The sequence below is a fragment of the Pseudomonas fluorescens genome (genome assembly GCF_000968015.1).
In the GTDB taxonomy this organism is placed as follows: domain Bacteria; phylum Pseudomonadota; class Gammaproteobacteria; order Pseudomonadales; family Pseudomonadaceae; genus Aquipseudomonas; species Aquipseudomonas fluorescens_W.
This window is the reverse complement of record NZ_LACH01000008.1, coordinates 217,036-229,714: the sequence shown is the minus strand read 5'-3', so window position 1 is coordinate 229,714 and position 12,679 is coordinate 217,036. Positions and strand designations below refer to the sequence as shown.

At 57.7% G+C, this 12,679-nt stretch carries 12 protein-coding genes and 2 pseudogenes; 5 read left to right on the top strand and 9 right to left on the bottom strand.

The genetic code is table 11. From position 1 onward, the window contains the following. From VD17_RS05985 to VD17_RS05975, 3 genes are all read left to right on the top strand, one after another. A partial coding sequence (locus VD17_RS05985; RefSeq protein WP_046053105.1) for a sensor domain-containing diguanylate cyclase occupies positions 1–1,209 on the top strand: 1,209 nt, incomplete at its 5' end. A gap of 108 nt (positions 1,210–1,317) precedes the next feature. Further along, the gene (locus VD17_RS05980) at positions 1,318–2,133 is read left to right on the top strand and encodes an alpha/beta fold hydrolase (RefSeq protein WP_046053089.1); all 816 of its coding nucleotides are present in this window, start codon (positions 1,318–1,320) and stop codon (positions 2,131–2,133) included. Next, entirely contained in the window at positions 2,123–3,307 is a 1,185-nt protein-coding gene (locus tag VD17_RS05975; protein WP_046053088.1) for a PAS domain-containing sensor histidine kinase, read from the top strand. Before VD17_RS05980 ends, VD17_RS05975 begins: the two co-directional genes overlap by 11 nt. Positions 3,308–3,321: 14 nt before the next feature. Here the strand turns inward: VD17_RS05975 and VD17_RS05970 are convergent, their stop codons facing one another. From VD17_RS05970 to VD17_RS05945, 6 genes and pseudogenes are all read right to left on the bottom strand, one after another. Then, positions 3,322–3,744: a response regulator gene (locus tag VD17_RS05970; protein WP_046053087.1), complete on the bottom strand. Its 423-nt coding sequence runs from the start codon at positions 3,742–3,744 to the stop codon at positions 3,322–3,324. A gap of 297 nt (positions 3,745–4,041) precedes the next feature. Continuing rightward, positions 4,042–5,373, bottom strand: a complete 1,332-nt coding sequence (locus VD17_RS05965) for a dicarboxylate/amino acid:cation symporter (RefSeq protein WP_046053086.1) — start codon at positions 5,371–5,373, stop codon at positions 4,042–4,044. An 87-nt stretch (positions 5,374–5,460) separates the two neighbouring features. Further along, positions 5,461–5,844 carry a VOC family protein gene (locus VD17_RS05960; protein WP_046053104.1) on the bottom strand — a complete coding sequence of 128 codons (384 nt, stop codon included), beginning with the start codon at positions 5,842–5,844 and terminating at the stop codon, positions 5,461–5,463. A gap of 166 nt (positions 5,845–6,010) precedes the next feature. Beyond that, a complete protein-coding gene (locus VD17_RS05955) occupies positions 6,011–6,952 on the bottom strand; it encodes a D-2-hydroxyacid dehydrogenase (protein ID WP_046053085.1) in 942 nt (313 codons plus the stop codon). Beyond that, positions 6,949–7,218, bottom strand: a pseudogene (locus VD17_RS05950) (VOC family protein); the annotation flags it as partial. The gene VD17_RS05955 and the pseudogene VD17_RS05950, both read right to left, overlap by 4 nt. Before the next feature lie 155 nt (positions 7,219–7,373). Then, entirely contained in the window at positions 7,374–8,804 is a 1,431-nt protein-coding gene (locus VD17_RS05945; RefSeq protein ID WP_046053084.1) for an IS1182 family transposase, read from the bottom strand. 123 nt (positions 8,805–8,927) lie between these two features. Between VD17_RS05945 and VD17_RS05940 the strand changes: the two genes are divergently transcribed. After that, the gene (locus tag VD17_RS05940) at positions 8,928–9,215 is read left to right on the top strand and encodes a barstar family protein (protein ID WP_046053083.1); all 288 of its coding nucleotides are present in this window, start codon (positions 8,928–8,930) and stop codon (positions 9,213–9,215) included. 131 nt (positions 9,216–9,346) lie between these two features. On the opposite strand, the pseudogene VD17_RS05935 reads toward VD17_RS05940, so the two are convergent. From VD17_RS05935 to VD17_RS05925, 3 genes and pseudogenes are all read right to left on the bottom strand, one after another. Beyond that, a pseudogene (locus VD17_RS05935) lies at positions 9,347–9,481 on the bottom strand (VOC family protein); the annotation flags it as partial. Continuing rightward, positions 9,478–10,446 carry a hydroxymethylglutaryl-CoA lyase gene (locus VD17_RS05930; RefSeq protein WP_046053082.1) on the bottom strand — a complete coding sequence of 323 codons (969 nt, stop codon included), beginning with the start codon at positions 10,444–10,446 and terminating at the stop codon, positions 9,478–9,480. The pseudogene VD17_RS05935 and the gene VD17_RS05930, both read right to left, overlap by 4 nt. Positions 10,447–10,460: 14 nt before the next feature. Continuing rightward, positions 10,461–11,651: a CaiB/BaiF CoA transferase family protein gene (locus tag VD17_RS05925; protein WP_046053081.1), complete on the bottom strand. Its 1,191-nt coding sequence runs from the start codon at positions 11,649–11,651 to the stop codon at positions 10,461–10,463. Between the two features lie 116 nt (positions 11,652–11,767). Between VD17_RS05925 and VD17_RS05920 the strand changes: the two genes are divergently transcribed. Further along, positions 11,768–12,670: a LysR family transcriptional regulator gene (locus tag VD17_RS05920; RefSeq protein ID WP_046053080.1), complete on the top strand. Its 903-nt coding sequence runs from the start codon at positions 11,768–11,770 to the stop codon at positions 12,668–12,670. The last annotated feature ends 9 nt before the right edge of the window (positions 12,671–12,679 follow it).

The following is a 12,679-nucleotide window of genomic DNA, read 5'->3' as shown; positions in this document are numbered from 1 at the left end:
TCCGTGAAGAACCTTTTTATTTACGGCCCTGACGGGCAGTGGATCGTGACGGACAAGGAAGTCACTCCAGAGCCGGCGAACAACGCCGACCGCGATTATTTCCAGTATCACCGTGCGCACAATGATCGAAACGTGCGTATCGGCGAAGTCGTCAGGAGTCGATCAACCGACGATCTCATCATTCCCATCTCTCGCCGATTAAACAATCCAGATGGGTCGTTCGCGGGCGTACTGCTGGGGACGGTCAAGGTCAGTTACTTCGTGGACTACTACGGCGATTTCAAGATTGATGACAAGGGCGCTTTGGTTCTGGCCACGCGCAGCGGAACAGTCCTGGTGCGTCGTCCCTTCATCGCCTCCGTTGTCGGTAAAAGCCTGGCGACCAGCGAGATTTTCAAGCGCTACTTGCCAACGTCCAACGAAGGCATCGCTGAAGTCAAGGCCGTCATAGACGACACCGAGCGCCTGTATGGTTATAGAGCGTTGACGACCTATCCTCTGGTTGTAGAAGCCGGGCTGTCTCGTGAATCCATCATTGCACCTTGGCGCCGTGATCTACTGAAAACAGGGCTCGTGCTAGTGTTCTTGATTGCCGTGCTCGCGACTTTTGGATTCATCGTTTTGAATCAGCTCCGTCAAAGAATGGTGATGGAAAGAGAGTTACGTCACGCACACCAAGCCATGCGAGACATGGCCCTGACTGACAGTTTGACGGGGCTGGGCAATCGCCGGCGTCTGGATACTGCGCTGATAGATGAAATACGTTTAGCCAAGCGTCAAGGTTCATCGCTTGCCGTGGTCATGCTCGATGTCGATTACTTCAAACGCTACAACGACAGGTACGGACACGCAGCCGGTGATGACTGCCTGAGCGCAGTGGGAGGCGCGATCCGGCAAGCGGTCAAAAGACCTGGGGATCTGGCCGTCAGGTACGGTGGCGAAGAATTTACAGTGCTACTTCCCAACACGGATAGCGCAGGCGCAAAACAGGTCACCCAAGATATCCTGGAAGCCATTCGATCATTGAACATCGAGCACACCGAACATCCGTTGGGAAAGGTGACTGCCAGCGCAGGCATTACTACGAGCCGCCCGAGTATCAAAATAGTGACGCCAGCGACTTTGTTAAAGTCGGCTGACGCGCAACTCTATTCAGCTAAACAACGAGGACGAAATCGATGGTGCTCCGCAGATGAGTCCACGCAATAGTGGCTTTTATCAATACTCCATACGTCTATAACACGTGACCAGATACCTGCGACTATTTACACTGCCAAAGACGCCAAAAATACCTTTGGCCCGCCCGGGAAGACACACATGGACCTCCAACATCGCAACAACGTAAAAGTGATGGGCGACGGTCCGGCGACATTGATCTTCTCTCACGGCTTCGGCTGCGATCAGACCATGTGGCGGTATCTCGTCGACCACTTCACCGGGCGTTTCAAGGTCGTGCTGTATGACCTGGTGGGTGCGGGCGAGTCGAACCTCGGTGCGTATGACAAAACGAAATATGACGCACTGGCCGGGTACGCCCAAGACCTTGGCGAAATCATCGAACAGTTCACCTCCGGCCCGGTGATTCTCGTCGGCCACTCCGTCAGCGCCATGATCGGCGCACTGACGGATCGCCAGGCCCACGACAGAATCGTCGCCCACGTGATGATCGGTCCTTCGCCCTGCTACATCGATTCCAACGACTACGTGGGCGGATTCAAACTCGAAGACATCCACTCACTGCTCGACACCCTCGACAGCAACTATCTCGGCTGGTCCAGCACCATGGCCCCGGTCATCATGGGCGCGCCCGGGCAACCGGCGCTGGGCGAAGAACTCACCAACAGCTTCTGCCGCACCGAACCCGAGATCGCCAAGCAATTCGCACGGGTCACGTTCATGTCGGACAACCGCAAAGACGTCGTGGGCCTGACCACGCCAACCCTGATTCTGCAATCCACCGAAGACCTCATCGCCCCCGTCGTCGTGGGTGAATACCTGCACGCCGTACTCCCCAACAGCACGTTGTGCCTGGTGGCCAACGTCGGACATTGCCCCCACATGAGCGCGCCAAGTGCCTGCTCCGACGCCATGGACAGCTTCCTGTCGCCGTGGGTGGGCACTCATGTCGACTGATGCACCGTCGCTGCCCGACTCGCAGACGTTGTTCGACGAAGCGCCTTGCGGATTGGTGGTGACGAAAGAGGACGGCACGATCCTGCGGGCCAACCTGACGTTCAGTAACGGGATTGGCTTCAGCCAGCCAGAGCTGTGCGGTAAGCGTTTTCAAGAACTGCTGACCATGGGCGGACGCATTTTTCATCAAACTCACTGGGCGCCGCTGATGCAGATGCAAGGCTCGGTGGCCGAGGTGAAACTCGATCTGGTTCACCGGGACAAACGCACCGTCACCATGCTGCTCAACGGCATAAGACGCGAGCACGCCAGCGGTTCGTTTTATGAATTGGCACTGTTCGGCACCACCGACCGTGACAAGTACGAGCGCGAACTGGTAAAGGCCCGAAAAGTCGCCGAAGACCTGCTGCGGGAAAAAACCGCCACCGAAACCGCGCTCCAGCACGCCCAGGACGAACTGAATTTAGCCTACGAAGAAGCCCAGCGCCGCGCATCGTTTGCCGAACAAATGGTCGCCATCGTCAGCCACGATCTGAAAAACCCGCTGACCGCGATCAAGATGGCCTCCGACATTCTCGCCCGAGGCGAACGCACCGCTAAAGAAACCCGAATGCTTGGCCACATCAGCCAGTCGGCCGAACGCGCTGAGCGCATGATCGCCGACCTTCTAGACTTTACTTTGGCCAAAGTCGGTCGCGGTATCGCGATATCTCCATCTACAGTGGATTTGCACAAGGTCGTCAGCCAGAGTGTCGGCGAACTGCGCATCGCGTTTCCCAAGGCAACCCTGCTCCACAACGCCATCGGCGCCGGCCGTGCGTATCTGGATGCGGATCGCGTGCAGCAGATCATTGGGAATCTGGTCGCCAATAGCGTGGCTTATGGCGACTTACAACAGCCCATCACGATCACCTCTCGCCAAGAAGACGGCGAAGCAAGTGTGTCCGTCCACAACCAAGGACCGGTCATTCCTCAATCGCTAAAAGCCATCCTCTTCGAGCCTATGACTCGGGGCACCGAGACTGACAGCGACGCGCGCAGTGTCGGGCTTGGATTATTCATTGTTCGAGAAATCGCCAAGGCTCACGAAGGATACGTGTCGGTCAACTCGAGTATGGAGAGCGGTACTACGTTCGATGTCCACTTTCCAGCAATTAACGCTACCCTTGAATGACATTGAGGGTTTGGTTAGCGCTTCGGTAGGGGATGGCCGTCCGGGCTGAAGTCGTTTTTTTCAAGCATGCTATTCACACAACTGGCGAGTAATTCCAGTGTGAAAGGCTTGGTCAACAGTTGCATGTAAGGGCCAAGAAAATCAGCCCTGGTCATAGCGCCTTCTGCGTATCCCGTCAGAAAAAGCACTGGCAAGCGCGGCTTGAGTTGTTGAATGACTTCCGCCAACTGACGACCGTTCATGCCTGGCAAGCCAACGTCCGTAAGCAAGAGGTCGACGTTGTCCAGGCGGTTGAAGACCCTCAAGGCCTCTTCGCCGTCACGTGCAACATGGACCTTGTACCCAAGCTCTTCCAGAACCGCCCGATTGATCAGACGCACAGAATCATCGTCTTCGACCAAGAGGATGGACTGGCCTTGACCGACGGCGGCAGGCACTGAGATTTCAGGTTTCTCCAGCTCAACGCTGTTGTTTTCTGGCAGGCAGATTGCGACCGTTGTTCCGTACCCGGCGGTGCTTTTGATCGACAGATTCCCGTTGCACCGGGCACAGTTAATTGAATGTCAATGTCCTCTACGAACAGATACGACGAGCCCTTGGGGAAGATCAGCAGCCTTAGCGGCGTCTACCGCCATTCGTAAGCGTCCGGCAAACACGCCTTCCTGATTTAGAAACCCAAAACCGCGCGGCTTTCGTGGACCGGGCGGTCTTGGGGCTGTCTTGCGACAACTCGTTCAGGGCTGTGCTTCTAACTCACGGGCACACCCCTTGTTCAATTCGGCCGCTAGCTTCTCTTCGTCCAACGCCCCTTCCCACTTGGCAATGAATAGCGTAGCGACACCATTGCCGATGACATTGATCAACGCCCCGCCCTCGGAAATAAACCGGTAGACCCCAAGTACCAGCACCAGCCCTGCTGCCGGAATCACATCCAGGCTGCCGAGGGTCGCCGCGAGAGTAATGAACGCACCGCCGGTGACACTGGCCGCGCCTTTGGAGGTCAGGAGCAGAATTAACAACAGAGTGATCTGGTGCCATAGATCAAGGGGGATATCCAGCGCTTGGGCAATGAAAATCGCCAGTACCGTCATGTTGATGCAGCTGCCATCGAGGTTGAAACAGTAACCCGATGGCACCACCAACCCCACTACCGACTTCTCGCATCCCAGGCGCTCAAGCTTGCCCATCAACCGAGGCAATGCCGACTCCGAAGACGAGGTACCCAACACCAGAAACAGCTCATCGCGGATGTACTTGAGAAACTGCCACAGGCTGAAACCGGCCAGGCGCGCGACCAGATTGAGAACCACGAACACAAAAAACAGCGCCGTGACGTAGTAGCAAATCAGCAAGTTGCCATACGCCCCCAACGAACCCACGCCGTACTTGCCAATGGTAAAGGCCATGCCTCCAAAGGCCCCCAGCGGCGAGACATACATCACGATTTTGACCATCCGGAAAAACGCCTGGGCCACCAGGTCGATCAGGTTCAGCAGCGGCTTGCCGGCCGCACCAAGCATCTGCAAGGCGAAGGCAAACAGGATGGAAATGAACAGCACCTGGAGGATATCGCCCTCGGCAAAGGCGCCGAACACGGTACTGGGCACGATATGGGTCAGAAAACCCACCACACTCTGTTCATGGGCCAGCTTGCTGTAACTGTCGATGGCATGGCCGTCGAGGGTCGCCGGGTTGATGTGCATACCTGAGCCGGGTTGCATCAGGTTGACCCCGACCAGCCCGATCACCAGCGCCAGGGTGGTCAGCACTTCAAAGTACAGCAGCGACTTGAAACCGACCCGGCCGATGCGCTTGAGACTCTGCATGCTGGCGATACCGCTGACCACGGTGCAGAAGATGATCGGTGCAATCAGCATCTTGATCAGCTTGATGAACGTGTCGCCCAGCGGCTTCATTTCTTCGCCGAGGCTGGGGTAGAAATGGCCGAAGATAATGCCCAGCACAATCGCCATCAGCACCTGCACATACAGGTGGCGGAACACTCGGCGCAGACGTGAATGGCTCGGTGGTTTTTCGGCAATCGAGGGTGTAATTGTTGTTGTCATGATGGCTTCCTCGCAGGCGTGACGCATTTCCCCGAGCAGCTAACGGTGCATGACCGATCGCCCGGGAAAGATTGTTTCGGGGGATGGTTACTTCTGGATGTACTCGGAAATCTCGATCAGGTTGAGATCGGGATCACGCAGGTACACCGAGCGAATCGGTCCCCTGGCCCCGGTGCGGCTCACTGGACCTTCCACCAACGGCCAGTTCACCGTTTTGAGGTGGGCGATGACCTGATCCAGTGGCACGCTGGCGATAAAGCACAGGTCCAGGGAACCCGGAACCGGCAGGTGGGCCTTGGGTTCGATTTCATGTCCGCGCACGTGCATGTTGATTTTCTGGTTGCCGAACGTGAAGGCCACCCGGCCTTCGCCAAACTGCTCCAGGTGCATACCCATTACTTCGGTGTAGAAATGAATGGTTGCTTGCGGGTCGGAAGCGGTCACGACGATGTGGTCGACGTGATCAATCATCCCCGCCACCGGGGCGCCTGGCGGTGCGATGGCCGCGGCCACGGCAGGCGTTACCTGTAACACTGCGCCCAGCGACAATGCGGCAATGAACAACGAGACCAGCTGACGGACCGGTGTGATTGTTATTGTTTTCATAAGTGGACCTTCTTGTTAGGTGGTGAAGCATTTACGACACGAGGTTGATCAGGTTCCCCGAGTGGTAGCCCTGCAAATTGCCAAGGATGCCGTCGGCCAGCCGTTGCAGGCTGCTCTGGCTGGCCCAGGCCACATGGGGAGTGACGATCAGGTTGGCATGGCGGCTGTTGAGCAATGGGTGGTCGGCCGGAGGTGGTTCCTGGCACAGCACATCAAGGGCCGCACCACCGAGGCGACCGCTCTCCATTGCATCGAGCACCGCCGCCTCATCCACCAATGGTCCGCGAGCGGTATTGATCAGCAAGGCACCGGGTTTCATTTGTGCCAGTTCCGGAGCCCCGATCAGGTGTCGGGTTTGCGCGGTCAATGGACAGTGCAGAGAAATCACGTCGCTTTGCGCCAACACCGTTTCAAAGGCCTGGTAACCCTTGCGCACCGGGACCACGCCACGGTGTTCGGCAAAGAGCAATTGCATGCCCAGGGCGCTCGCCAGACGCGCGGTAGCCAAGCCGATGCCGCCTCGGCCGACGATGCCCAGCACACTGCCCTGAACATCCTGAATCGGCGCGCGATGCACACAAAAATGTCGCGAGTCCGGCCAATCCCGCAGCGCGGCGGCCTGATAGACGAACAGCTGTCGACGCAGGGCAAAGATCGACGCAATCACCGACTCGGCGACGCTTTGCGCCGAGTAAGCCGGAACGTTACACACCGTCACGGCAAAATCACGGCAAGCCGCCAGATCAATGCAGTCGTAACCGGTGGCCGCGACGCAGATGAATCGCAGGTTTGGCAGTTGTTCAAGTTCAGCCCGACCGATGCGCACCTTATTGGTGATCACGGCATCGGCATCCCGGGCAGCGTCCACCACCTGGTCCGGCGCTGTGTCGGGGCGGTCCTGCCAGTCCGTGACCCAGGCCGGGCGAGCAATACTCACGGGCAGGCTATCGCTATCAAGAAATACCACTTTCATGCTGCACGCTCCGGCTGGACGGGTTCAGAAATCTCGATCAGGTTCAGGTCCGGGTCACGCACATACACCGAACGGATCGGCCCGGTGGCACCGGTGCGCAACACAGGGCCTTCGATGATTGGCCAGTCGACACGGGCCAGGCGGGCAATCACTTGGTCCAGGGGGATCGAGGCGATAAAACACAGGTCCAGCGACCCCGGCACCGGCAAGTGCGCCTTGGGCTCGAGCTCGTGGCCACGCACGTGCAGGTTGATCTTCTGCTGACCCAGAGTGTGTAAAAACGCTTTCGTATCTTGAGTCCGTCAACCATGCGTTCCTAGGCGATGCGATTGCCCAAGCGTTTGCCGCGATAAGCATTATTGACGTTCCAAAGCGGTTATGGCGCGGTATAGCGCCTTCTGGAGCAGAGAAAACCGAGGCTTTACGCCGCCATCGCCTTCAGCAGGCCTGCCGTACCGATGATGTTCATAACCCGCTTCATGTTGTAGGCGAGCACATTGAGACTCATCTCCGCGCTTACCCCGACCAGTTTGCGCATCAGGAAATGCGTTGAGCCCATCCATTGTTTGAGCGTCCCGAAGGGATGCTCAACCGTCCTTTTTCGGATTCGCATCATGTCCGGTGCATGGTTCAACCGACGCTGCATTTCCTCCAGCACCGCTTCATGTTCCCAGCGCCTTACTCGACGATTTTTGCTCGGTGTGCACTGCGTTTTCAGTGCGCAGCCCTGGCATTTCGAACTCCAGTAACAGTGCATATTCATGCCTTTCTCAATACTGGAGAAGCGCCAGGGCAGCGACTCTCCCGCCGGACAGATGTATTCGTTTTTCGTTGCGTCATAAACGAAAACATCTTTGTCGAATCGACCATCCGCCTTGGCGCTTGAAGTCATCGGCTTTGGCACGTAGGCAGTGATGTCCGCGTCGTGACAAGCAAGGATTTCTTCACTCTTGAAGTAACCTCGGTCAGCAACCACCGCCAACGTTTCTGACGCCATGGCATCGCGAGCCTGCTTCGCCATCGAGCTGAGTTGATCGCGGTCGGAACCGTAGTTGGTGACCTCATGAGCAACGATCAAATGGTGCTGAGTATCGACCGCTGTCTGCACGTTGTAGCCGACGATTCCCGTGCCGCGCGTCATCATGGAGCGGGCGTCCGGATCGGTCAGTGAGACCTGTTTATCCGGCGATTCATTGAGCTGGATTTCGATCGCCTGAAGCTCTTTCATTTGCGTCTTCAGCTTGGTGATTTTCTCTTCCAGCCGCACGGCGCTGGGCTCGGAGGCTGTAGGTTCTTGCCGATCGGCAGCATCGAGTGCCGTCAGGTAACGGTTGATGCTCGATTCAACTTCTTCCATTCGCCGCTTCAGTTTGGCGCTGGTGAAATTGCGGTCACGATTGTTGACTGCCTTGAATTTGCTGCCGTCGATGGCGACCAGATTTTCTCCGAACAGTCCCAACTGCTGACACAGCACAACGAACTGGCGGCAGACGCCTCGGATGGCCTTGCTGTTGTCTTTTCGGAAGTTGGCGATGGTCTTGAAATCCGGCATCAAACGCCCGGTCAGCCACATCAGCTCGACGTTGCGTTGGGCTTCCCGCTCCAGGCGTCGACTCGACTGAACCCGGTTCAGATAGCCGTAGATGTAAATCTTCAACAGGATCGCGGGGTGATAAGCTGGCCGGCCCGTCTCTGCCGGTATGACACCGTCAAAACCAAGTTTGGCCAGGTCGAGTTCGTCGACGAAGACGTCGACTACGCGCACCGGGTTGGTATCGCTGACGTAGTCGTCAAGACTCTCGGGAAGTAAGGTGCTTTGACCGCGATGTTCGCCTTGGATGAAGCGCTTCATTGACGATTCCTGAGTTAAACACCTCGGAAAATCATAGCAAAGGTGTATAGCGGCATAGGCTCCCTGACAGAGGCGGACTTCAGTTACCCCTCTTACTGGCGAACAATTTTTGAGGTGCTGACGATGGCCCGCTTACAGGTTGTAAAGATTGACTTAAGTGAGGTGACGAATTCTGACGAACTCCATTCCATCTTGAAAGATGCACTCGGATTCCCTGGCTGGTACGGCTGTAATTGGGATGCTTTCTGGGACGCAATTACGGGACTTGTGGAAATGCCCATACACTTGAAAATCTCAGGGTGGAATACTTTATCCAGACGTTTACCGGGGGATGCGAAGCTGATGCAAAAAATCCTTGAAGACATGAAGATCGAGTATCCAGAACTCGCACCAGATGTGGAGTTCGACTAAACGATTTTTAGGCCGACATTTGGCCGGAGCCACGTAAACCGCCAGCCTTCCTCAGGAAAATTTTCAGTAGATCCCGCAGCGAGATTCTTGGCTCACTGCCGTTGGCTGGCTGCACCATCTGTTTTTACACACTCTGGACCAAAAGCGAACGCCTTGCGCCCACCGGCGAAGGTTTGCATCTGCATGCCCAAGACCCGCACGTAAAAATCCTCAGCAGCCACTGGGTCGATGGTAGTCAGCACCAGATGGTCGAGATGATCGATCATGGGTGAAGCTCCTGGGTTCGGGCCGACGGCACCTGTCTTTCCAGGTTGGCCACATGGGCGGGTATCGGGTGCAGGTCCAGGCGTTTGCCGGCCTTGAGGATCTGGCTCGGAATCTCGTGGCCGATCAGACCCGGCAACTGTGCTGCTACCGCCAGCACCCGATCCAGATCAACCCCGGTGTTGAAACCCATCAATTGCAGCATGTGCAGCAGGTCTTCGGTGCACACATTGCCGCTGGCCCCCGGCGCATAAGGGCAACCGCCCAAGCCGCCAAGGGACGAATCGAAACGATCGACCCCGGCCTCGATGGCCGCCAGCGCATTGGCCAGGGCCATGCCACGGGTATTGTGGAAATGCAGGGTCAATTGCAGCGCCGGAAAACGCTCACGGACTGCCCGGGAAAGCGCCTCAACCTGACTCGGATACGCCATGCCAGTGGTGTCGCACAAGGTCACGCCGCGCGCCCCCAGGTCGGCGAAGCGCTCGACCCAATGCAACACCTCCCCCACCGGTACATCGCCCTGCATCGGGCAACCGAACACCGTCGACAACGACACGTTGATCGCCACCGGCCCCTGACCGATGACGCTGACCACTTCGCTGAGCTGGGCAAATGATTGCTCGCGACTCATGCGCAGATTGGAACGGTTGTGCGGCTCGCTGACCGACATCACCAGGTTGGCTTCATCGATGTTGCACGCCAGGGCTCGTTCGGCCCCTCGCACATTGGGCACCAGCACGGTGTATTCCACCGCCGGGTTGCGCCGGATGCCCTGCATCACCGCCTCGGCGTCCCGCAGCGCAGTAATGGCCTTGGGCGATGTGAACGAGGTGACCTCGATCTTGGCGAAACCACACTGGCTGAGCGCATCGATCATGGCGATCTTGTCGACGGTTTCGATAAAGTGCGCTTCATTCTGGAAGCCGTCACGGGTCGCGACTTCCTGCAAGAAAAGACGTTGCATGTTGATTCTCCGGTTCAAATGATGCCGCGCTGGCGCCAGTCGGCTTGCTGCGCAGCGTCGATGCCGAGCTCGCCAAGAATCTCGGCGGTGTGCTGGCCAAGGGTCGGCGCCGAGCGAGTCACGCTGCCAGGTGTGGTGCCCAGCTTGGGGACGATGCCAGGCAAGGTCACCGGCGTGCCGTCGTCCAGCTGGCTGTCGAGCAGCATGTCGCGCGCCCGGTAATGCGGGTCCTGGGCAATGTCGGCTGCGTTGTAAATCTTGCCGGCCGGAATGCGCGCCTCGGTCAGGATCGACAAGACTTCGTCGAGGCTGAGCCGCGCGGTCCATTCGGAGATAGCGGCATCGATGCGCTCAACCTGCAGCACTCGACCGTGGTTCTGCGCGAGCGCTGGATCAGCCCCCAGATCACGGCGACCAATCACCTCCATCAGGCGTTGATAGATGCTGTCGCCATTGCCGGCGATCAAGGCAAAACCACCATCACGGCAGCGATAGGCATTGGTCGGCGCGATACCCGGCAAACTGCTGCCGGCGGGCTCTCGAACGACGTTGAACACCGAGTATTCGGGTAACAGACTTTCCATCATGTTGAACACCGACTCGTACAGGGCCACGTCGATCTGCTGGCCGTCACCGCCGTTCTGCTCGCGATGACGCAGGGCAAGCAGAATCCCGATGACCCCGTGCAAGGCCGACAACGAATCGCCAATGGAAACGCCAACCCTGACCGGCGTGCGCCCGGGCTCTCCGGAAAGATGCCGCAGCCCGCCCATCGCTTCACCAATCACGCCGAATCCAGGGCGGTCACGGTATGGCCCGGTCTGGCCGTAACCCGAGACCCGGAGCATGATCAGTTTTGGATTCAGGGCGTGCAGCGTGTCCCAACCCAGCCCCCAGTTTTCCAGGGTCCCAGGACGGAAATTCTCTATCAGTACATCCGCATCGGCCAGCAACTGGCGCACGACCTGCTGGGCTTCACTCTGGCGTAAATCGAGGGTCAGCGAACGTTTGTTGCGAGATTGCGCGGCCCACCAGACGGAAGTACCGTCGTGCAGCAAGCGCCATTTGCGCAATGGGTCACCGGTGACCGGCGGCTCGATCTTGATCACATCGGCGCCAAACTCACCGAGCATTTTCGCCGCAAATGGCCCGGCAATCAGTTGACCGAGCTCCACGACCTTGACACCTTGCAGAGGTAACCTCATGACGTTTCCCGTTCTTGTTGAGTGCTTGTGGCATGGATAATCGACACAAATGCGGCAGATGAAAATTTCATATTTCGCCACTACTCTTTCCTGAATGGAAAACCTCGGATCCCCTGATGATTAATCCCTTGCATTTCGATCTGCTGTCCTTGCGCCTGCTGATCTTCGCCGCCGAATCCGGCAACCTGACCCGTGCCGCCGAAAAGGCCAACATGACGGTTTCGGCGGCCAGCAAACGGTTAGCCGAGCTGGAACGAACGACCCAGTGCCCGCTGTTCGTGCGCCTGCCAAGGGGGCTCGAACTGACGGCAGCGGGACAAGGGATCGTTGAACACGCACGAATGATTCTGGAAGGCGTGAACCGGATGGCGTGCGACGCCAGTGATTATGCGGTCGGGGTGCGCGGGCATGTTCGGTTGTTCGCCAACACTTCCGCCGTCGTCCAGTTTCTGCCGGATGACCTCGCGTCGTTCCTGCGCGCCAACCCGAACGTGCGTATCGGACTGGAAGAAGCACTCAGCGAGCCCATCATCCAAGCCGTGGAAAACGGGCGTGCCGATATCGGCATCTTTGCCGATAACGTACCGGCTGAAGGATTGTACAAACTGCCCTACCGTGATGACCGACTCGTGCTATTGGTCCCGGTCGGCCATGAACTGGCCAATGAGCGCCGCGTGTCCTTTGCCGATACGCTTGGCTTTGATTATGTGGGGCTCAACCAAGGCAGCTCGTTACTGCGCAGAATCACCGATGCCGCCGTCAGTGCGGGCAAGATCCTCAAAGTCCGGATTCAGGTCAGCAGCTTCGACGGCATCTGTCGCATGATAGAAGCAGGCTTGGGTATCGGGATTTTGCCGTTGTCGTCTGTGCGTGCCGAATTGCTTGGTTCCCGTCTGATGGCTGTCGACTTGAGTGATGACTGGGCTGATCGCACCTTGTTTGTTGGGGTTGCGAGTCAGACGCAACTGGCGCCGGAAGCGGCCAAGTTGTTTGAGTATCTGAGCAGCGTGCACGGCTGATCCTGTCGC

Coding starts and splice junctions, on each gene's coding strand:
- VD17_RS05965 (WP_046053086.1), bottom strand. CDS start 5,373: ATGACAACAACAATTACACCCTCGATTGCCGAAAAACCACCGAGCCAT.
- VD17_RS05930 (WP_046053082.1), bottom strand. CDS start 10,446: ATGCAACGTCTTTTCTTGCAGGAAGTCGCGACCCGTGACGGCTTCCAG.
- VD17_RS05955 (WP_046053085.1), bottom strand. CDS start 6,952: ATGAAAGTGGTATTTCTTGATAGCGATAGCCTGCCCGTGAGTATTGCT.
- VD17_RS05980 (WP_046053089.1), top strand. CDS start 1,318: ATGGACCTCCAACATCGCAACAACGTAAAAGTGATGGGCGACGGTCCG.
- VD17_RS05975 (WP_046053088.1), top strand. CDS start 2,123: ATGTCGACTGATGCACCGTCGCTGCCCGACTCGCAGACGTTGTTCGAC.
- VD17_RS05960 (WP_046053104.1), bottom strand. CDS start 5,844: ATGATTGATCACGTCGACCACATCGTCGTGACCGCTTCCGACCCGCAA.
- VD17_RS05925 (WP_046053081.1), bottom strand. CDS start 11,651: ATGAGGTTACCTCTGCAAGGTGTCAAGGTCGTGGAGCTCGGTCAACTG.
- VD17_RS05940 (WP_046053083.1), top strand. CDS start 8,928: ATGGCCCGCTTACAGGTTGTAAAGATTGACTTAAGTGAGGTGACGAAT.
- VD17_RS05920 (WP_046053080.1), top strand. CDS start 11,768: ATGATTAATCCCTTGCATTTCGATCTGCTGTCCTTGCGCCTGCTGATC.
- VD17_RS05945 (WP_046053084.1), bottom strand. CDS start 8,804: ATGAAGCGCTTCATCCAAGGCGAACATCGCGGTCAAAGCACCTTACTT.